This window comes from Tepidiforma bonchosmolovskayae (assembly GCF_008838325.1).
GTDB classification, from domain to species: Bacteria; Chloroflexota; Dehalococcoidia; order Tepidiformales; family Tepidiformaceae; genus Tepidiforma; species Tepidiforma bonchosmolovskayae.
On the sequence record NZ_CP042829.1, the window covers coordinates 528,301 to 548,706 of the forward strand.

Sequence of the window (20,406 nt, forward strand, 5' to 3'; positions counted from 1 at the left end):
CGGGCCGGGGCGGGATTGGGCGGGACGGGAGCTGCGCCGTGGCCGGGCAGCAGACCGGGCGGTAGAGTGGAAGTGCAGGCGGCAGCTGCCGCCGAGGGATTGGCACTGGCTGGTGAACTCGCGGGCGTGACGGCCGCGGTCGCCGAGGAGCTGGCCCCGCTGCTCCGCCGCGGGGAGGACAGCGTGCGCCTTTCGGTGCCCGAGGGGGCGCGGGCGTACATCGCGGCGGCTCTGGCAAGCACGCACACCGGGCCGGTGCTGGTCGTGGCGCCGACGCCGCTGGCGGCGCAATCGCTTGCGGACGACCTCGACCTGCTGAGCGACCGGCCGGTGCTGCGGCTGCCCCAGCGCGACGCCCTGCCGTACGAGTTTGTGCGCGACGACCCTTCGGCGGGGGTGGAGCGGGCGCGGGCGCTGCGGGCGCTGGCCGGGGATGCGCCGGCTATCGTGACGGGCTCGTGGGCCGGGGTGACCGAGCACGTGGCGCCGCCGGCGCCGGAGGCCGAGGACCTCAGGCTGGAGGTCGGTGCGGCAGCGAGGCCGGGCGATGTGGTGGCGTGGCTCGAGGCTGCCGGGTATGCCATGGAGCCGCTGGCGGATGCGCCGGGGACCGCCGCGCGCCGGGGCGGGCTCATCGACATTTTCCCGGCCGGATTCGAGCGGCCGGTGCGCATCGAGTTTTTCGGCGACACCGTGGAGAGCATCCGGCTGGTCGACCTCGCGACGCAGCGGAGCGCGGGGCGGCTCGATTCGCTCCTTGTGCCGCCGGTGTCGACCTCGCTGGGCGCCGGGAGAGCAGCGGCGCTCGCGCTCGCCGAGCGGCTGGAGGCGACCGAAGCGGAGTCGGAGGCGGTCATCGAGCAGGTCGAAGCGGTGGCCGCCGGCGGGAGGACGGAGTACCACCAGTTTCTCGAGCCGCTGCTGTACGGGTCGACGGTGCTGGACCACCTCGGGCCGGGCGCGCTGGTCCTGGTCATCGACCCGGAGGACGGGAGGCAGGCGCTCGAGCAGGCGCTGGAGTACGAGCGGCGGGCCCGGGCCGAAATGGAGGCGCGCGGGGCGATTCCCCGGGGATTCCCGGACCTGCGGGCGGAGCCTGGCGCGGCAGCCGCCGGGCTGCTCGAGCGGGCAGCGTACGTGCTGGAACGGTTTGGGACATCGGAACGGGGTGCGCGGGAGCTGCCGGTAGGCACGGCGCCGGGGTTCGGCGGGAAGCTGCGGGTCGTGGCGCAGCAGGCGGAGGCGTGGCGGCGGGAAGGGCGGCGGGTGGTGGCGGCCTCGCTGCAGGCGCTGCGGCTGGCTGACGTGCTCGAAGAGGAGGACGTTGCCTGCGCCAAGACGCGGAAGCTGACGAGTGCGCCGGAAAGCGGGAGCGTGACGCTCGTGCCGGCGGCGGTTTCGGGCGGCATCGTGACGGCGGCCGGGACGGTGGTGCTGACCGATGCGGAGATCTTCGGATTCCGGAAGCGGCGGAAGCCGACCCGCCCCCACCACGGGGTGAGGTCAGACCTGCTGGAGACGCTGGAGGTCGGAGATTATGTCGTCCATGCTGATCACGGGATTGCGCGGTACGGGGGGCTGGTGCGGCGTTCGATGGACGGCGTGGAGCGGGAGTACCTCGAGCTGCAGTACGCCGAGGGCGACCGGCTGTACGTGCCGGCGGACCAGCTTGAGGCGCTGAGCCGGTACGTCGGCCCGAGCGACCACCCGCCGGCGCTGACGCGGCTGGGGACGCAGGACTGGGCGCGTTCGAAGCGGCGGGTGAAGCAGGCGGTGGTCGAGATGGCGCACGACCTGCTGGAGCTGTACGCGAAGCGGCAGCTCGTGCCGGGGCACGCGTTCAAGCCGGATACGCCGTGGCAGATGGAGATGGAGGCATCGTTCCCGTACGTCGAGACGAATGACCAGCTGGCGGCGATTGCGGAGGTGAAGGCGGACATGGAGCGGGCCCGGCCGATGGACCGGCTGATCTGCGGGGACGTGGGCTACGGGAAGACGGAGGTGGCGGTGCGGGCGGCGTTCAAGGCAGTGATGGACGGGAAGCAGGTGGCGGTGCTGGTGCCGACGACGGTGCTGGCTGAGCAGCACGGGGCGACGTTCCGGGAGCGGATGGCGGGATTCCCGGTGCGGGTGGAGGTGCTGTCCCGGTTCCGGACGGCCGAAGAGCAGCGGCGGATCCTGGAAGACCTGGCGGCGGGGGAGGCGGACATCGTCGTCGGGACGCACCGGCTGCTGCAGAAGGACGTGGCGTTCAAGGACCTCGGGCTGGTGATCATTGACGAGGAGCAGCGGTTCGGGGTGAGCCACAAGGAGCGGCTGCGCCAGATGCGGGCGGAGGTGGACACGCTGACGCTTTCGGCGACGCCGATCCCACGGACGCTGCAGATGTCGCTGGTGGGCATCCGCGACATGAGCACGATCATGACGCCGCCGGAGGAGCGGCAGCCGATCCGGACGTACGTGATGGCGTGGGACGACACCATCCTGCGGGAAGCGATCGAGCGGGAGCTGCAGCGCGGCGGGCAGGTGTTCTTCGTCCACAACCGGGTACAGGACATCGAGCGGGTGGCGCGGCGGGTGCAGGAGCTGGTGCCGGAGGCGCGGGTGGCGATCGGCCACGGGCAGATGCCGGAGGAGCAGCTCGAGCGGGTGATGCTGGAGTTCCAGGCGGGGGAGCACGATGTGCTGGTGTGCACGACGATCATCGAGAGCGGGCTGGATATCCCGAATGCGAACACGATCATCATCGACCAGGCCGACCGGCTGGGGCTGGCCCAGCTCTACCAGCTGCGCGGGCGGGTCGGGCGTTCGGCGAACCGGGCGTACGCCTATCTGCTGTATGACCGGGACCGGGTGCTGAGCGAGGCGGCGCAGAAGCGGCTGGAGGCGATTTTCGAGGCATCGGACCTAGGTGCGGGGTTCCAGCTGGCGCTGCGCGACCTGGAGATCCGGGGCGCCGGGAATGTCCTCGGCACGGAGCAGAGCGGGCACATCGCGGAGGTCGGGTTTGAGCTGTACACGAAGCTGGTGGCCGAGGCGGTGGCAGCGCTCAAGCGGGGGATGGGCGAGGCGGTCGCGCCGGCTGCGGAACCGGAGCCGACGCCTCCGGTGGTCGACCTGCCGGTGAGCGCCCATATCCCGGAGAGCTATGTGGCCGACGTCAATGCACGGCTGAACATCTACCAGCGGGTGGCGAACCTGCAGACGGTGGAGCAGGTCGCGGAGATGCACGACGAGCTGCGGGACCGGTTCGGGCCGCTGCCGCCGGCGGTGGAGAACCTGCTGTACGTGGCGCTGGTGCGAAACCTTGCCCGGCGGGCGGGGGTCGAGGCGATTAAGACGGACGAGCAGATGTTTCATCTCTATGTGCGGGGCGGGACCACGCCGGAGCTGCGGGAACGGGTCGAACGGCTGGGGCTGCGCTCGGTGCTTGTGGGGCCGCGGCAGGTGCGGGTGGACCGGGTGGGCGCCGGGGAGGGATGGATGCCGCTGCTCGTACGGATTCTGCGGGCGATGGCGCCGGCCGGGGAGCGGGCGGCGGCGGGTGTGTGAAGGTTCGTTGACAGCGTTTTACGGCAGGCGAACAATACGGGGCGGCGAGGCCCTGGCCCCGGGGCGTGTTCGCCGCGAGCGGAAGGATTCCCGGGCAGCGTAGAAGAAGGAGGTCCAGGATTGGCAGAAGCGACAGCAACGCAGGGCGAGATTCGCCCACTGGTGCCACACCTGACGCTCGGTGAGACCCGCGATCAGGATTATCTGAACGGCTCCATCTGCAAGAAGTGCGGGACGAAGTACGTCGGCCCGCGGCTGTTCTGCGGGGTGTGCAGCAGCGACGGCCCGTTCGAGACGGTCCGGCTGGCGGACACGGGCAGCGTGTACGTCTGGACGATCATCCACCAGGCGACGCCGTACGTGCAGGCGCCGTACATCGCGGCGGTGGTCGATCTCGACGGGGGCGGCAGCGTGAACACGAACATCGTGGGGATCGAGCCGAAGCCGGAGAACATGCGGTTCGGCATGCGGGTGAAGATGTTCACCGAGAAGGTTTCGGAGGACAAAGAGGGCAATTCGTACATTGCCTACCGGTTCAAGCCGATCGAGGAGGGCCAGTAGGCCCGGGCGCGCGAAGGAGGTAAGAGGATGCGCGAAGTAGCAATCGTTGGCGTTTCGATGATCAAGTTCGGCCGCTACGCGGACCGGGACTTTGCCCAGCTTTCGGCGCAGGCCGTGCTCGAGGCGCTGAAGGACGCGGGCATGGAGATGAAGCAGATCGAGGCGCTGTACAGCGGAAACCTGTACCAGACCTCGGGCTCCGGGCAGCGGATCCTGCAGCAGGTGGGCCAGACGGGCATCCCGGTGGTGAACGTGGCGAACGCCTGCGCGACGGGTTCGACGGCGTTCCGCGAGGCGTACTTCGCGGTCGCCTCGGGCGCGTACGACGTGGTGATGGCGGTCGGCTCGGAGCAGATGGGGAAGCAGGGCCTGCTGGGCTCCCGGGGCGACCCGGCGACGAGCCTCGAGGGGCGGGTCGGCTCGTACATGATGCCGGCGGTGTTCGGCATGGCAGGCATGGAGCATTCCCGCAAGTACGGCACGAAGCAGGAACACTTCGCGCTGGCGAGCGTGAAGAACCACTGGCACAGCACGATGAACCCGCTGGCCCAGTACCAGAAGGAATCGCCGCTGGATGAAGTGCTGAACTCGCGGATGATCGCCTATCCGAACACGCTGCTGATGTGCTGCCCGACGGGCGACGGCGCAGCGGCGGCGATCCTGACGACGATGGAGAAGGCGCGGCAGTTCACGACGCAGCCGATCAAGGTGGCGGCGAGCGTGCTGACCAGCGACCCGTACACGGACCGCGACCTGACGCTGCCGGACATCAACACGCTGACCCGGAACGCGGCGAAGCTGGCCTACGAGCAGGCGGGCGTCGGGCCGGAGGACCTGGACCAGGTCGAGCTGCACGACTGCTTCGCGACGGCCGAGCTGCTGCACTACGAGAACCTCGGCCTGTGCGGCGAGGGCGAGGCGGCGGCCCATGTCGCCAGCGGCATCCCGTGGCTCGGGAACAAGGTCCCGACGAAGTACGAGGAGGACGTGGCGCCGTTCCGGGACAAGACCTACCAGCCGAAGACGAAGGCGGTGGTCAATGTTTCCGGCGGTCTGCTCTCGAAGGGGCACCCGCTCGGGGCGACGGGCGTGGCGAACATCGCGGAGATTGTGTTCCACCTGCGCGGCCAGGCCGGCGCGCGGCAGGTCGAGGGCTCGAAGGTGGGTCTGGCCCACGTCATCGGCCTCTGCTCGGCCTGCACGATTCACATCCTGCAGAAGTAGGCGCACGCCACTCGGTGCGCCGCGCTCGGGCCCCTCGCACTGCGAGGGGCCCGTTCCGTATGCGGAATGGGTGGGCGCCGCGGTCGACGGGGCGGGGCGGGAGCCGCACCATAGTCTGCGTGGCAGGCAACGAACCGCCGGACATCGTGCTCGCGGCCTACGGGCTCGCGGGGGCAGCAGCGGCGCCGCTGGACGGCGGCAACGCCTGGGCGACCCGGGCGGAGCCGCAGGTGGTGCTGAAACGCCGCCGGCTGCCGGGAAGCGGAGCGGGCGCCGACTGGGAGGCGGAGCTGCGACGGCAGGCTGCGGCGGCAGGCTGGCCTGCCGGGGGGCTGGTCCGCGCGGCTGACGGTTCAGCGGCGGCGGCGGCCGGAGGCGAGACCTGGACCTGCGAAACCTGGCTGCCCGGGGAGCGCCGGGAGGTGCGGTCCGTGGCGGGCTGGCGGATTCTCGGCCGGCTCCTGGGGCGGCTGCACAGCGACCTTGCACGGTCGGACCCGGGGACGCAACGGCCGGGGCTGGGGAAGGTGTGGGAGCTGGACGTTTTGACCGAGGCCGCGGGCGCCGGCACGTTCAACCGGCTGGTGGCGGCGTTCGGAGAGCGCTACCCGGACCTTGCCGCGAGCATCCGGAGGGAGCGGTACCGGAACCTGCGGGAGCTGGCCCGGCTGGGGTATCCCGAGCTGGCGGAGCAGCCGATCCACGGGGACTCTTCGCCAAAGAACCTGCTGTGGACCAGCGGCGAGCTGACGGGCCTCATCGGCTGGGAGTTCGCGCGGCGGGACGCGGCGATGTGCGACCTTGCGCCGCTGCTGATGCCCCACGGGCCGCTGGACCTCCCGCACGCGCAGGCGCTGTTCGAGGGGTATGCGGCGGTCCGGCCGGTTTCGAACCAGGAGTTCGGGATCCTGCCGGCGCTGGTACGGGCCTCGCTGCTCTGGCAGGTGACGGTGCTGCTCATTCGCTGGCGACTGCTCGGGGATGAACCCGCAGGGGTAGCGCGGACGATGCTGGGGCGCTTCCCGGTATTCGAGCGGTACGCGCTGGAGCTCGGGGCGCTGCGGGCGAACGTCAGGGGGTAGCCGGGGGTTCGTCCGGGGCGAGGACTTCGACGGATTCGTCGGCAGCGAGCCGGCCGCTGGCGTGGCGGTCAAGGTAGTAATCGAGGACAACCCTTCCGGCGGCCGCTGCGGGAAGCGCGAGGAGGACGCCGACCACACCCATCAGCTCGGCGCCAGCCAGGACGGCCAGGAGGACGACGAGCGCCGGGAGGTTGAGCGTCTGGCCGTAGACTCGGGGGACGAGGAGGCGGTCTTCGAACTGCTGGTAGACGAGCAGGGCGACGAGGACGATGAGCGCCTGGGTGGGAGATTCCTGGAAGGCGGCGATGGAGGCAGGGACGACAGCGATGATACCGCCGACGAGCGGGATGATATCGGCGAAGGCCGCGAGGACGCCGAAGGCGATGGCGTTCGGGACCCCGACGAGGAGCATGACGACCGTGGTGTAGACGCCAATGATGAGAGAGGTAATCAGCTGGCCGCGGACGTAGCCACCGACGACGCGCTCGAGGGCTCGGAGAAAGTGCTGGGCATCGGCCTCGCGTTCGGGCGGGATGAAGCGGAACAGGAAGGCGCGGAGGCGGTGGGTTTCGACGAGGAGGTAGGCCGTGATGACGGCGACGGTGAGGCCGGTGAGGATGCCGACGAGAACACGCTGGCCGTAGTCGACCACCTGGCTGCCGGAGATGATGCGGTTCCAGTCGATCTCGGCGGCGCGCTCGGGGAGGTCCCACCGTTCGGTGTTGAAGCCGAGGTCGGAGGCGAAGGTTTCGACGTCCCGGGCGTAATCGGGGAGGTTGGCACGGAGGTCGCGGAACTCGTCGACGACGGCGGGTGCGACGATGGCAATCATGGAGCCGAGCACGGCAAGGATGATGACGAGGATGATGACGACGGCGGCCACCCGGTTGATGCCGCGCCTGACCATCCACTCGACGTAGGGCAGGAGTGCGGCCATGAAGATGAAGGAGGTGGTGAGGATGAGGAGGAGGGGCCAGAGCTGGATGAGGAACCAGAGGCCCACGAGCACCAGCGCAATGGCGAGGATGCCGCGGAAGGAGAGTTCGAGGCGAATCATGGAGCCGCCCGTGCGGGGATGTAGCGTAGGATGGGGCTGCGGAAGGGTGGAGTGCAATCCGGTCTGGAGGCGAGGCAGGTGTTTCGGTCGGTCGATGCGTTTTTGCGGTACTTCGAGGGGGTGAACCGGAGGGCGGTGCGCGACATCGGCGCGCTGCCGCCCGAGGCGGACGGGTGGACGCCGAAAACGGGCGACGGCGAGCGTGCGTGGAGCATCAACAAGCTGGTGGGGCACATGTGCGGTTCGCGGCTGTACTTCGCGAGCGCATACCTCGGCCGGGGATGGATCAGCCCGCCGCCGCCCGACGTGAGCCGGCGGGAGCTGTGGGTGCCGGCACTGGAGGCGAGCTTCGCGGAGTTCAGGGAGCTGCTGGCAGGGACGCCCGACGCGTGGCTCGAGCGGCGCATTCCGATGATCGACAGCGACGGGACGCTTTCGGGATGGCGCATCCTGATGATGATGATTGAGCATGACATCCACCACCGCAGCCAGATTGACACGTATGCGGGCCTGAACGGCTGGGAGGTGCCGCAGATTTACAACCGGGCGGCGGAGACGATCGGTGCGCTGCAGGAGCAGGAGCGGGCGAAGCACGGGGTGAGCGGGCCGGGCAATCCGCTCTGACGGGCGCCGGGGCGATGACGCGCCGAGGGCCCCCGGCAGTCCGGGGGCCCTCGGCGCGGACGCGGGCGAACGGCGGTGCCGGCGCTCAGTCGCTGGAGAAGGGGAGTTCGCCCTCGACGCGCCGGCCCTGCTTTTCGTGGATGCGGGCGATCGGCTCGGGCACAGGCTCGTGGACCGTCGTGGTCTTGGTGCCGCGGACCATCGCGATGCGGCCGGTGCGCGACAGTTCCCGGATGCCGTAGGGCTCGCACATCTTGATGAGGCCGTCGATTTTGTCTTCGTCGCCGACGACCTGGAGGATGATGGAGTTGGTGGCGATGTCGACGACGTCGGCGCGGAAGACGTTTGCGATGTCGAGGAGTTCGTGGCGGTTCACGTTGTTGCAGCGAACCTTAATCATGGCGAGTTCGCGCGCGACGATGTCTTCCTGGCTGAGGTCGCTGACTTTGACGACGTCGATGAGCTTGTAGAGCTGCTTTTCGACCTGCTCGACGGGTGCGCTGTCGCCATCGACCACGATGGTCATCCGGCTGAGGCCGGGCATTTCGGAGTGGCCGACGGTGAGCGATTCGATGTTGAAGCCGCGCCGGCGGAAGAGGCTGGCGACGCGCATGAGGACGCCGGGCTTGTCTTCGACGATGGCGACGACGGTGTGATGGTTGGCGCGCTTGCGCGGGGCGTGGCCGTTGCTTGAGGGGTTCACCGGGCAAGCTCCTCGGCTGGGGCTTCGATGGTCTCAGAGAGGGCAGCGCCGGCAGGCACCATCGGCCAGACGTTCTCCTCCTGGTCGATCATGAAGTCGAGCAGGATGGGGCCGCGGTGGGCGCGCGCTTCGCGGATGGCGGGTGCGACCTCGGCCTTGGTTTCGACGCGGATGGCGCGAATGCCGTAGGCGTCGGCGATCTTGCAGAAGTCGGGCTGGGTCATAGCGACAGCGACGAAGTTGCGGTCGTAGAAGAGCTGCTGCCACTGGCGGACCATGCCGAGGTAGCCGTTGTTGAAGATGGCGATCTTGAGCGGGAGGTTTTCATCGACGACGACGGCGAGCTCCTGCATGGTCATCTGGAAGCCGCCGTCGCCGCAGATGGCCCAGACTTCCGCCTCGGGGAGGGCGACCTGGGCGCCGATGGCGCCGGGGAGCTCGAAGCCCATGGTGCCGAGCCCGCCGGAGGAGATGAGCTGGCGGGGTCGCTTGTAGAAGTAGTGCTGGCCGGCCCACATCTGGTGCTGGCCGACGCCGGTGACGATGGTGGCGTTGCCCTCGGTCTCTTCGTAGAGGGTGCGGACGACGTACTGGGGGAGCATGCGGCGGCTTTCGCGGATGTGGAGGCTCGGATGCTCCTCGCGGACCTGGTCGATCCAGTTCAGCCACTCGGTGTGCTTCGCCTCGCGCACGTGCTCGGTGAGGCGGGGGAGGACGTTCTTGGCGCTGCCGACGATGGGGACGGCGGTGGGGAAGTTCTTGCCGATCTCGGCGGGGTCGATATCGATGTGGATGATCTTGGCGCCGGGGTTAAAGTCCTTGAAGCGGCCCATGGCGCGGTCGTCGAAGCGCATGCCGATGCCGATGACGACATCGGCGTTGTCGGCGGCCATGTTGGCGTAGAACATACCGTGCATGCCGAGCCAGCCGTAGGAGAGGCGGTGCGCTTCGGGGAAGGCGCCGATGCCGAGGAAGGTGGTGATGACGGGGATTTCGGCCTTCTCGGCGAGGGCAACGAGTTCGGCCTGGGCATCGGACCAGATGACGCCGTGTCCGGCGATGATGATGGGCCGGCGGGCCTGGTCGATGAGCTCGGCGGCGCGGCGGATCATGCCGGCGTGGCCTTCATAGGTTGGCCGGTAGCCGCGGAGGTGGACTTTTTCGGGCCAGTCGAACTCAGCGGTTTCCTGGAAGACGTCCTTGGGGATGTCGACGAGGACGGGGCCGGGGCGGCCGGTGCGGCAGATGTGGGCAGCCTCGCGGATGGTGAGGGGAATCTCCTCGGCGCGCATCACCAGGTAGTTGTGCTTGGTGATGGAGTGGGTGATGCCGGTAATGTCGGCTTCCTGGAAGCCGTCTTTGCCGAGGAGGGTGCGGCTGACGTTCCCCGTGAGGGCGAAGACCGGGACGGAGTCCATCCAGGCGGTGCAGATGCCGGTCACAAGATTGGTGGCGCCGGGACCGCTGGTGCCGAGGCAGACGCCCATTTTGCCGCTGGCGCGGGCGTAGCCGTCGGCCATGTGGGCTGCGCCCTGCTCGTGGCGGACGAGGATGTGGCGAATACCGGGGTACTGGGGAAGGGTGTCGTAGAGGGGGAGGACGACGCCTCCGGGGTAGCCGAAGATGACTTCGACTCCTTCGCGCTGGAGGCCTTCCAGCACCATTTGTGCGCCAGTCATGCGCGACATGGGGGACCCTTTCCGCGGAGCGAACAACCGAGCCGGCTGAACCCGGTCGGGGAGCCGGCTGCCTGCCGCGCCGTGCGGTCGCGGCTGCCCGTGGGATGGGCGCTGGCGGGAGGGGTGGCCGGTAAGCCGATTGCCCTCCGTTCGGTCCGCTGATCTTGAGATTACGTCGATACTTCGGCGGAGGGAAGGCCGGCGATGCGTGCGCGGATCGCTTCGATCTCGGGGATGGGGAGCGGGTCGATGCCCCGGACCATGGCGAGGTGGCAGGAGAGGGCATCCACGGCGACGAGGCCGGCGAGGACCTGCTCGAAGGGGTCGCTGCCGGGGACCTCGAGGGGGAGCCACGGGATGCCCCGGCCGGCGGCGAGGTCGGCGACGGCTTCGAGGTACGGAGCGGCGGGGTCGCCGGCGGCGGCGAGGGCGACGATGCTCCACCGGCCGGCAGCGGCGGCGTCGAAGCCGACGACGATGTTGTGGGCGGCTTCGGGCAGGACGGCGGCGGCGGCGAGGGTCTTGGCGTTTTCGGCGAGCTGGTTGCGGGCGCGCTCGGCGACCGGGGCGAGCCGTGCGCCGGCAAGGACGAGCGGCACCCGCCCGACGAGGGCTTCGGCGGCGGCGCGGACCGAGTTCCGGTCTGCGGGGATGCCGGGGGCGAGCGATTCGGCGTAGCGGGTGCAGCGGACGGCGGCGGCATCGACTTCGGGGGTGGTGACGACGTAGAGGCCGAGCCGCTCGAGGATGCGGAGCAGGGGCGCGAGGATGTGGGCGACGGCTGCGCGCGGAGGCGCATCGGAAGCGAACGACCAGACGGGAATCCCGTCCTCGGCGGCGCGCTCGCCGAGGCGGCCGCCCCGGGTGATGGCGACGATGGGAGCATCGCGGCGCCAGGCGTCGTCGTAGAGGGCGAGGGTTTCGGCGGTGTTGCCGGAGCAGGAGACGGCGACGACGAGGGAGCGTTCGCCGACGAAGTTGGGGAGCTGGCGGCCGCGGACGACGCAGACGGGGATATCGCTGGTTGCGGCGGCGAGGCCGGCGACGATATCGCCGGCGGCGGCGGAGCCACCGGTGGCAGCGATGACGAGGTGGTCGGGCTCGTGGCTGGTCGGGAGGTCGAGGTCGGCGGCGCGGCGCCATTCGGCCCGGAGGACATCGCCGAAGGCGGCGACGTGCCGCCACATGGGGGAGGCGTCGGTCGGGGACTGGCCGGCGGGCTGGCTCACGCATGCACCCCGGCGATCGCCCGGCCGGCATCGAGCACGGGCCGAACGAGGGCTTCGTCGGTGACTTCGGTATAGATGCGGAGGAGCGGCTCGGTGCCGGAGAGGCGGAAGAGGAGCCAGCCGCCATCGAAGAGGAAGCGCCAGCCGTCGGTGCGGTCGGAGCCGGTGACCCGGCGGCCGGCGATCTCGGCGGGTGCGGCGGCGTCGAGGGCGGCGCGGACGGACTCGCGCTGGCCGGGTTCGAGCTCGTAATCATCACGGGCGTAGAAGTGGGGGCCGGTGATGGCGAAGACCTTTTCGAGCAGTTCGGAGGGCGGTTTGCCGGTGGCGGCGACGTAGTCGAGGAGGAAGAGGCCGGCGAGGATGCCGTCGCGCTCGGGCAGGTGGCCGCGGAAGCCGTAGCCGCCGGATTCTTCGCCGCCGATGAGGGCGTCTTTCTCCATCATGAGCGGGCCGATGAACTTGAAGCCGACTGGAGTTTCGAAGCACTCCACGCCGTAGTGGGCGGCGAGGAGGTTGGCCATGCGGGTGGTGGTGATGGAACGGACGATGGGGCCGCGGAGCCCGCGCTCGCCGAGGAGGTAGTCAATCAGGAGGGCGAAGGTGCGGAGCTGGTCGACGTAGCGGCCCCGCTCATCGACGAGGCCGACGCGGTCAGCGTCGCCGTCGTTGGCGATGCCGATGGCGTAGCGGCCGGTGGACATGAGGAAGAGGAACTCGGAGAGGTTGCTTTCGATTGGCTCGGGTGCGCGGATGCCGGGGAAGAGGGGGTTCCGTTCGCTGTGGATTTCGCGGACGGTGGTAGAGCCGCCGGAGAGCAGTTCGCCGAAGAGGCCGGCGCCGGCGCCGTACATGGGGTCGACGGCGACGGTGAGCCCGGCGGCGCGGATGCGTTGGAGGCTGACCTGCCGGCCGAGGGCGGCGAGGTAGCCGGGCACGGGATCGAAGGGCGTGATGGCGTCGGAGGCGGGCGGCGCGAGGCGGATGCGGGCGGGGTCGGCGAGTATTTCGGGGACGCGCCGCTCGATATCGGCGACGATTTCGGGGCTGGCGCTGCCGCCGTAGTGCGGCTTGACCTTGATGCCGTTCCAGTTGAACGGGTTGTGGGAGCTGGTGACGACGACGCCGCCGGCCGCGCCGATTTCGATGATGCGGTAGCTGATGGCGGGCGTGGGGGCGGGGCGGTCGGCGAGCTGGACGGTGAACCCGGCGCCGGCGAGGACGCGGGCGACCTCGCGGGCGAAGTGGTCGGAGAGGAAGCGGGTATCGAACCCGACGACGAGGGGTCGGGATGTGCCGCCGTGCTCGGCGAAGTGCTCGGCGACGGCGCGGGCGCAGGCGCGGACGTTTTCGAAGGTGAAGGTATCGGCGATGATGGCGCGCCAGCCATCGGTGCCGAAGCGAACGGGGTTATCCGGCATGGGGCTCATGATAGCTGGCACCTGCGTCAACGATCGTCCCCGCGGGGAGCCGGCTGCCGGGAGCGATGGTCGCACCCGGGCCGACGACGCACCGGTCGAGGACGGCGCCTTCGCCGACGACAGCGCCGTCGGCGACGACGGAATCGCGGACGACTGCGCCGCGGCCGATGCGGACGTTCTCCCAGAGGACGGAGGCGGAGATTTCGGCGCCGGGGGCGACGTCGCTGCCGGGGCCGATGGCGGTGCCCGTGATGCGCGCGCCGGGCGCGATGCGGGCGGCGGGGTCGATGGCGTTGGCTGCGCCGAGGAGTGCGCGATGGAGGGCGAGGTAGCGTGCCGGCGTGCCGAGGTCGGCCCAGTGGCCTTCGAAGCGGTAGCCGAGGACCGGCCGGCGGCGGGCGACGAGCGAGGGGAAGAGGGTCTCCTCGACGCGGACGGCGCCAGGGGGGATTTCGTCGACGATGCGGCGCTCGAAGATCCAGGCGCCGGCGTTGACGAGGCGGCTGGGGGCTTCGCCGGGGGGCGGCTTTTCGACGAAGCCGGTGATGAAGCCGTCGCTATCGCAGACAGCGACGCCGAACTGGGAGGGATCGTCGACTTCGTGGAGGGCGAGGGTGAGGTCGGCCCCGCGGGCGACGTGGCCGGCGAGGGCGGGAGCGAGGTCGAAGTCGAGGTAGATGTCGCCGTTGAGGACAAGGAAGCGGTCGTCGATGCCGGCAGCGTGGACGGCGTTGCGGATGGCGCCGCCGGATTCGAGACGGGCGGTTTCGATGATGGGCAGGAGTTCGAGCGGGCCGCGTGGGCCGGCGGGGTAGCAGCGGGCGAGGTCTTCGTTGGCGAGGCCGAGTGCGAGGATGGCGCGCCGGACGCCGGAGCGCGCCAGCCAGTCGAAGAGGTACTCGATGGCAGGCCGGTTGCAGACGGGCACGAGGCTCTTATGGCGCCGCGCGGTGAGGGGGCGGAGGCGCGTCCCCTGTCCGCCGACGAGCAGGATGGCGTCCACGCTGGCTAGCGGCCGGCGGCGGCGCGGAGCTCGGCGGCGCGGGAGGTATCCTCCCAGGGGAGGTCGAGGTCGGTGCGGCCGAAGTGGCCGTAGGCGGCGGTGGGGCGGTAGATGGGCCGGCGGAGCTGGAGGTCTTCGATGATGGCGCCGGGCCGGAGGTCGAAGACTTTGCGGACGGCGGCGAGGATTTCGGAATCGGGGATGATGCCGGTGCCGAAGGTTTCGATGCCGATCGAGGTGGGGTGGGAGACGCCGATGGCGTAGGAGAGCATGAATTCGCAGCGGCTGGCGAGACCGGCGGCGACGATGTTCTTGGCGACCCAGCGGGCGGCGTAGGCGCCGGAGCGGTCGACCTTGGTCGGGTCCTTGCCGGAGAACGCGCCGCCGCCGTGGCGGGCGACGCCGCCGTAGGTATCGACGATGATTTTGCGACCGGTGAGGCCGGCGTCGCCGCGAGGGCCGCCGATGACGAAGCGGCCGGTGGGGTTCACGTGGATGGTGACGTCCTTGCTGAGGAGGGGCCCGGCGACGGGGTCGATGACGTGCTTCTTGACCTGGGTGGCGATGAACTCAGGGTCTTCGACGTCGGGGGCGTGCTGGGTAGAGATGACGACGGTATCGACCTGGATGGGGTTCCAGTGCTCGTCGTATTCGACGGTGACCTGGGATTTGCCGTCGGGCCAGACCCAAGGGAGGATGCCGGATTTGCGGACTTCGGCGAGGCGGCGGGTGAGGCGATGGGCGAGGGAGATGGTGAGGGGCATGAGTTCGGGGGTTTCGCGGCAGGCGAAGCCCATCATCATGCCCTGGTCGCCGGCGCCGATGTTGCGGGGGTCCTTGTTGTTGACGCCCTGCGAGATATCGGGGGACTGCTCGGAGATGGAGGTGATGACGCCGCAGGTGTGGCCATCGAAGCCTTTGACGGAGGAGTCGTAGCCGATATCGACGATGGTCTTGCGGACGAGCTTGTTGATATCGACGTAGCCCGTGGTGGTGATTTCGCCCATGACGAGGACGAGGCCGTTGGTGGTGGCGGTTTCGCAGGCGACGCGGGCCTGGGGGTCCTGCTCGAGGAGGGCGTCCAGGACAGCGTCACTGACCTGGTCGCAGAGCTTATCGGGGTGGCCTTCGGTGACGGATTCGGAGGTGAGGAGCTTGCGTTCGGACACGTGCTGCCCTTTCGGTGATGGAGTTGCCTTCGCGCGGGCATGAAAAATCCCCTCGCGCCGGGCTGATTTGGCGGCGAGGGGCGGGCCTTCCCGCAAGCCCGCCTTTTGTTGCCCGTGCGGCCGGAGCCGCGGGGCCGCGTCGATTTGGCACCTTGGAGGCATAACCAGGTTGCCGGGCGCGGTCGCCCTCTTGACGCTGGAGCAAGGGTAGCAGGACGGCTGGCGATGCGGAAGATGCGGGCGGGCGGTCAGGCGGCGGGGGCGAGGGCGACGACCTGGATATCCCCCCAGGGGGTTTCCTGGAGGGCATCGGCCTCGCCTGAGCGGAGAAGCTCGAGGACGGCGAGGAAGGAGACGACGACCTCGACGCGGGTCGCGCATTCGAGGATGGCGCGGCGGAAGGAGAAGCGGCCGCGCCGGCGGAGCCGCTCGCGGAACTGTTCGAGGCGCTGCGCGAGGGTGATGGTGGTGTCGCGGGGGAGGATGGCGCGCGGGCGTGCCTCGCGCGGGCGGCGCTGGAGGAGCTTGAGCATGAGGGCATGGAGGCGTTCGATGCTGACGCCTTCGAGCGGGGAGGCCTCGGGGAGGGCAGGCGGCGGCGCCAGGCGGGTGTAGATGCGGAGGCCGGCTTCCTGGCGCTCTTCGAGGAGTTCGACGACCTGGAGGAAGCGGCGGTACTCGCGGAGGAGTTCGACGAGCTCGGCGCCGACGTCGTCGTCTTCGAGCGAAGGCGCCTCCTCCCCCTGCGGGCGGGGGAGGAGGGCGCGGGACTTGAGGTAGATGAGGCGTGCGCCGATGGCGACGAACTCTGCGAGTGCGGAGGGGTCGAAGCCTTCGCCGTTGTGGATGGCGGCGAGGTACTGGTCGGTCACCGCGACGAGGGAGACGGCGGTGATGTCGAGGTCCTCCTTCTCGATGAGGTGGAGAAGGAGGTCGAGCGGCCCCTGGAAGACGGGCAGCGAGATTTCTGCCATAGCTCCTGCCGGCGCGCTGCCCCCCCGCTGAGGCGGCGCCGGCGCGGTCTTGCGACCGATTGTGCTGTTACGCGCTGGCAGACGCCCACACCCCCGGGAGCGTCCGCTCGACGGCAGCGGCGACAGCACCGACCGAGCGCATCATGGAAGCGAAGCGTTCGTATGTCAATGACTGGGCGCCGTCGGAGAGCGCGTGGTCGGGGTTGTTGTGGACCTCGATCATGAGGCCGTCGGCGCCGGCTGCGATGGCGGCCATGGCGACGGGCGTGACGAGGGATGCTTTGCCGGTGCCGTGGGAGGGGTCGGCGATGATGGGGAGGTGGCTGAGCTCGCGGACGAGCGGGATGGCGTTGACGTCGAAGGTGTTGCGGTAGGCGGTTTCGAAGGTGCGGATGCCGCGCTCGCAGAGGATCACGTTGGGGTTGCCCTGGGCCATGATGTACTCGGCGGCAAGGAGCCACTCCTCGACCTGGCCGGAGAGGCCGCGCTTAAGCATGACGGGCTTTTTCACGCGGCCGACTTCATCGAGCAGCATGAAGTTCTGCATGTTGCGGGCGCCGATCTGGATGATGTCGGCGTACTCGCAGACGGCGTCGATGTCGCGGACGCTCATGAGCTCGGTGATGACGGGGAGGCCATGGGCTTTGCCGGCGGCGTGGAGGTAGCGGAGGCCCTCCTCGCCGAGGCCGCGGAAGGTGTAGGGGGAGGTGCGGGGCTTGAAGGCACCGCCGCGGAGGATGTTGGCGCCGGCGGCTTTGACGGCGCGGGCGGAATCGAAGATGTGCTCCTCGTTTTCGATGGAGCAGGGGCCGGCCATGACGGCGAGCTCGGTGCCGCCGATTTTGACGCCGTAGCCGACATCGATGACGGAGTCGGCCGGGTGGAATTCCCGGGAGGCGAGCTTGTAGGGACGGGTGACGCGGTGGACGGATTCGACACGGGGAAGGGCCTGGAAGATATCTTCGAGGCCGGGCTCGTCGGTGCCGATGACGCCGATGATGGTGCGCTCCTGGCCGACGGAGAGGTGGGCCTGGCGGCCGGTTTCTTCGATGCGTTTGATGATGACGTCGAGGTCATCCGGGGTAGCTTCGGGGGATACGACGATAATCACGGGGTCGTTTGCTCCGTTTGACGGTGAGGGTGAGTCAGGGGAGGTTGGAGGCGAGGTCGGGGCGGAGCCGTGCGGCCTCGCGCAGGTAGATGTGGCGGATTTCACTCTGGGCTTTGTCCGTATTCCAGTGGAGGAGCACCCGGATACAGCGCGGGAGCATGCCGGGGACGGACATTTCGTGGCTCTGCATGAGGGGCACGAGGGTCCAGCCGAGCTGGCGGGCGGCCACGGCGGGGAATTCGGCGTAGACGTCGGGGGTGGTGGTGAGCCAGGCGGAAGCGATGTCCTCGGTGCGGATTCCGTTGGCCTCCACCATGTGGATGAGGAGTTCGCGGGTGCGTTCGAGGATCTCTTCTTTCTGGTTGCGGTCGACGGTCGTCGCGCCGCGGACGCCGCGGACGGGCATACGCGCAGGTCCTCCTGGGTGTTCCTGGGGGGTGGGATGGCAGGCTTCAGGACGGGCGGGCGCCAAAGGCCCCGGCCGGGGGACTGCCATATGCACGGCCCACAGGTGGACGCGGCCACGCCTGTTGAGGCGCAGCCGGCCGTCTGTGGGCCGCGATCACCTGTCCGCTACCGGCCGGAGACATCCTCCACGAACTCCCTGACGCTCTGCGCGCGGTGGTTTTCCTCCGCAGCGTCGATGGCGGTGATTATAGCAGAGCCGACGACGGCGGCATCGGCGAGGCGGCGGACGGCTTCGGCCTGCTCGCGGGTGTTGATGCCGAAGCCGACGGCGAGCGGGAGGCTGGTGCGGGCGCGGACGCGGCTGATGAACTCGGGGAGGGCATCGAGGGCGACGTTGCCCTTGCCGGTGGTGCCGGTGACGGAGACGCAGTAGAGGAAGGCATCGGCGACGCTGGCGATGCGGGAGATGCGCTCGTCGCGGGTGGTGGGTGCGACGAGGGGGACGAAGCTGAGGTCGTGGGCGCGGCAGGCCTGGAGGAAGCTGGCGGCCTCCTCGGGCGGGAGGTCGACGACGATCCAGCCGTCGGCGCCGGCGGCAGCGGCTTCGGCGCAGGCGCGCGCTTCGCCGCGGGCGAGGATGGGGTTGTAGTAGCCCATAAGGATGACGGGGACGGTGAGGCCCTGTTCGCGGGCGGAGCGGATGAAGGCGAAGCAATCGGCGAGTGAGACGCCCTGCTCGAGGGCGACCTGGTTTGCGTGCTGGATGGTGGCGCCATCGGCGAGGGGGTCGGTGAACGGCACACCGAGTTCGATGACGTCGGCGCCGCCCTCCTGCATGGCGAGAAGGATGGGGACGGTATCGGCGCGGCGCGGGTAGCCGGCGGTGACGTAGCCGACAAAGAGTTTGCGGCCGGTTTCGCGGGCGCGGGCGAAGGTATCGCGGAGACGCTGGGACATACGGGTTTCAGGACCTCGCGACGAGCAGGATAAAGCTGAGCCCGTTGAAGAGCACATGGAAGGCGATGGCATCCCAGAGGCTGCCGGCGCGCCAGTAGAGCCAGGCGAGCACGAGCCCGACGGCGAAGAAGGGGAGGAGGGTGGCGGGGTCGCGGTGGCCCAAGGAGAAGAGCGCGGCGCTGAAGGCGGCCGCGGGCCAGAAGCCCCAGCGGAGGGTTCCGGTGAAGGCGAGTCCGCGGAAGACGGCCTCTTCGCTGAGCGGGGCGGCGATGACGGTAGCGAGGCCGTAGAGGGCGAGAGCCGCGGGGTCGCGCAGGACGGGCTCGACGGTGGCCGGGGACGGCACCGGGATGAGGGGGCCGATACCGAGCGCCTCGACGGCGGCGGCGTATACCCCGGTGAGGGGGTAGCTGATGGCGACGCAGAGGGCGGGGAGCCAGAGGCGGCCGGCGTCGAAGCGGTCGAGGCCGAGCACCCGGGCGAGGTCCCGCGGGCGCTGGCGCGCGCCGAGGAGGAGGGCGCCGAGGAAGAAGGCCGAGCTGACGAGAGCCATGGCCCAGGCGACGCGGACGGCCACCGGGTCGGCGAGGAGGCGCGGCGGCCCGGGGATGGGGTTCCCGGCGACGGCGCGGGCGAGGGCGAGGTCGGCGTAGGCGGCGACGCGGGAGGCTTTTTCGAAGGCGTCGCCGGCGTCGCGGAAGCCGGCTTCAGCGCCGAGCAGGCGGGCGACGGGGTCGATGAGGGCGAGCGGCACGACGTAGGCGGCAACGGCGGCCCAGAGGCCGAGCAGGACGCTGAGTTCGTTCCAGGGCGCGGGGCGAAGGCGGTCGGTGGTCATCCGAAAGCGAGAATGGAGAAGCTGACGGTGTTGAAGAGGAGGTGGAAGAGGATTGGATACCAGAGGGTGCCGCTGCGCCGGAAGAGCCAGGCGAGGGCGACACCGATGGCAAAGAAGGGGACGACGCTGCCGGGGTCGAAGTGGACGACGGAGAAAAGGATGCCGGATATGGCGGCGGCGGGCCAGAATCCCCAGCGGCTGAAGCCGCCGAAGACGAGACCGCGGAAGAAGAGCTCTTCGGTGAAGGGCGCGCCGACGAGGGTGACGGCGGCGGCGATGCTGAGGGTGAGGTCGTCGCGCGTGATTTCGATGGGGACGGTGCTGCGGGGCTCGAGCCAGCCGATGCCGAGGCGGTCGACGAACTGGACCCAGGCGTAGGTGCCGACGTAGGCGAAGAAGACCGCCGCGAGCGGGAGCCAGGCGCCGGCCCAGTCGAAGCGATGCAGGCCGAGCGCGCGGGCGAGGTCGCGGGCGGAGCGGCCGGTGGTGATGCCGACGATGGCGATGACGGCGGCCTGGGAGACCGAGGTGACGATAAAGAGCACCTGGAGGCTGGCCTGGTCGGCGAGGAGGTTCGGCGGGGCAGGCAGGGGTTCGCCGCGGGAGGCGGCCGCGAGGCGCTCATCGGCGTAGGCTGCGATGCGGGCGGCCTTTTCGAACGTGTCGCCGACGTCGCGGGTGCGGAAGTCGAGGTCGAGGGCGAGCGCGACGCCGAGGGCGACGACGTTGGTGAGCACCATGAGGGCGATGAACGCAGCGAGTCCGGCGGCGGCCTGGCGGGGCCCCCAGGGGACGAGGGACCGGCGGGCCACAG

General features: G+C 69.9%; 18 protein-coding genes and 1 riboswitch. Of the genes, 5 read left to right on the top strand and 13 right to left on the bottom strand.

Annotated elements, in window-relative coordinates; translation table 11 throughout:
- Nucleotides 1-126: 126 nt before the first annotated feature.
- From mfd to Tbon_RS02725, 4 genes are all read left to right on the top strand, one after another.
- Nucleotides 127-3,552: a transcription-repair coupling factor gene (mfd, locus tag Tbon_RS02710; protein WP_192498087.1), complete on the top strand. Its 3,426-nt coding sequence runs from the start codon at nt 127-129 to the stop codon at nt 3,550-3,552.
- 120 nt (nt 3,553-3,672) lie between these two features.
- A complete protein-coding gene (locus Tbon_RS02715; RefSeq protein WP_158066181.1) occupies nt 3,673-4,113 on the top strand; it encodes a Zn-ribbon domain-containing OB-fold protein in 441 nt (146 codons plus the stop codon).
- Between the two features lie 27 nt (nt 4,114-4,140).
- Nucleotides 4,141-5,337: a thiolase C-terminal domain-containing protein gene (locus Tbon_RS02720; RefSeq protein ID WP_158066182.1), complete on the top strand. Its 1,197-nt coding sequence runs from the start codon at nt 4,141-4,143 to the stop codon at nt 5,335-5,337.
- 119 nt (nt 5,338-5,456) lie between these two features.
- On the top strand, nt 5,457-6,419 hold the full coding sequence (locus Tbon_RS02725; protein WP_192498088.1) for a phosphotransferase: 963 nt from the start codon (nt 5,457-5,459) through the stop codon (nt 6,417-6,419).
- On the opposite strand, the gene Tbon_RS02730 is transcribed toward Tbon_RS02725, so the two are convergent.
- The gene (locus Tbon_RS02730) at nt 6,409-7,476 is read right to left on the bottom strand and encodes an AI-2E family transporter (protein ID WP_158066184.1); all 1,068 of its coding nucleotides are present in this window, start codon (nt 7,474-7,476) and stop codon (nt 6,409-6,411) included. The genes Tbon_RS02725 and Tbon_RS02730 overlap by 11 nt on opposite strands.
- A gap of 78 nt (nt 7,477-7,554) precedes the next feature.
- Between Tbon_RS02730 and Tbon_RS02735 the strand changes: the two genes are divergently transcribed.
- The gene (locus tag Tbon_RS02735; RefSeq protein ID WP_192498089.1) at nt 7,555-8,100 is read left to right on the top strand and encodes a DinB family protein; all 546 of its coding nucleotides are present in this window, start codon (nt 7,555-7,557) and stop codon (nt 8,098-8,100) included.
- A gap of 85 nt (nt 8,101-8,185) precedes the next feature.
- On the opposite strand, the gene ilvN is transcribed toward Tbon_RS02735, so the two are convergent.
- The 12 genes from ilvN to Tbon_RS02795 form a co-directional block, all read right to left on the bottom strand.
- On the bottom strand, nt 8,186-8,803 hold the full coding sequence (gene ilvN / locus Tbon_RS02740) for an acetolactate synthase small subunit (protein ID WP_225734686.1): 618 nt from the start codon (nt 8,801-8,803) through the stop codon (nt 8,186-8,188).
- Nucleotides 8,800-10,491, bottom strand: coding sequence for a biosynthetic-type acetolactate synthase large subunit (gene ilvB / locus Tbon_RS02745; RefSeq protein ID WP_158066186.1), 1,692 nt, complete (start codon nt 10,489-10,491; stop codon nt 8,800-8,802). The genes ilvN and ilvB overlap by 4 nt, the downstream gene beginning before the upstream one ends.
- A gap of 161 nt (nt 10,492-10,652) precedes the next feature.
- A complete protein-coding gene (locus Tbon_RS02750; protein ID WP_158066187.1) occupies nt 10,653-11,711 on the bottom strand; it encodes an SIS domain-containing protein in 1,059 nt (352 codons plus the stop codon).
- Nucleotides 11,708-13,132: a phosphoglucomutase/phosphomannomutase family protein gene (locus Tbon_RS02755; protein WP_192498090.1), complete on the bottom strand. Its 1,425-nt coding sequence runs from the start codon at nt 13,130-13,132 to the stop codon at nt 11,708-11,710. The genes Tbon_RS02750 and Tbon_RS02755 overlap by 4 nt, the downstream gene beginning before the upstream one ends.
- Nucleotides 13,122-14,135, bottom strand: coding sequence for a sugar phosphate nucleotidyltransferase (locus Tbon_RS02760; RefSeq protein WP_158066189.1), 1,014 nt, complete (start codon nt 14,133-14,135; stop codon nt 13,122-13,124). Before Tbon_RS02760 ends, Tbon_RS02755 begins: the two co-directional genes overlap by 11 nt.
- Nucleotides 14,136-14,140: 5 nt before the next feature.
- Nucleotides 14,141-15,304: a methionine adenosyltransferase gene (metK, locus tag Tbon_RS02765; protein ID WP_158066190.1), complete on the bottom strand. Its 1,164-nt coding sequence runs from the start codon at nt 15,302-15,304 to the stop codon at nt 14,141-14,143.
- Nucleotides 15,305-15,398: 94 nt separating this feature from the next.
- A riboswitch (SAM-I-IV-variant riboswitch) is annotated at nt 15,399-15,506 on the bottom strand.
- A gap of 46 nt (nt 15,507-15,552) precedes the next feature.
- Complete coding sequence (locus Tbon_RS02770) at nt 15,553-16,278, bottom strand: segregation and condensation protein A (protein ID WP_158066191.1); 726 nt, start codon at nt 16,276-16,278, stop codon at nt 15,553-15,555.
- A gap of 67 nt (nt 16,279-16,345) precedes the next feature.
- A complete protein-coding gene (gene aroF / locus Tbon_RS02775) occupies nt 16,346-17,389 on the bottom strand; it encodes a 3-deoxy-7-phosphoheptulonate synthase (protein ID WP_158066192.1) in 1,044 nt (347 codons plus the stop codon).
- 34 nt (nt 17,390-17,423) lie between these two features.
- Nucleotides 17,424-17,795, bottom strand: coding sequence for a chorismate mutase (aroH, locus tag Tbon_RS02780; protein WP_158066193.1), 372 nt, complete (start codon nt 17,793-17,795; stop codon nt 17,424-17,426).
- Between the two features lie 167 nt (nt 17,796-17,962).
- On the bottom strand, nt 17,963-18,754 hold the full coding sequence (gene trpA, locus Tbon_RS02785) for a tryptophan synthase subunit alpha (RefSeq protein ID WP_158066194.1): 792 nt from the start codon (nt 18,752-18,754) through the stop codon (nt 17,963-17,965).
- 7 nt (nt 18,755-18,761) lie between these two features.
- Entirely contained in the window at nt 18,762-19,592 is an 831-nt protein-coding gene (locus Tbon_RS02790) for a CPBP family intramembrane glutamic endopeptidase (protein ID WP_158066195.1), read from the bottom strand.
- Nucleotides 19,589-20,404 (bottom strand): CPBP family intramembrane glutamic endopeptidase, encoded by an 816-nt coding sequence (locus tag Tbon_RS02795; protein ID WP_158066196.1) that lies wholly within the window; start codon nt 20,402-20,404, stop codon nt 19,589-19,591. The genes Tbon_RS02790 and Tbon_RS02795 overlap by 4 nt, the downstream gene beginning before the upstream one ends.
- Nucleotides 20,405-20,406: the final 2 nt, after the last annotated feature.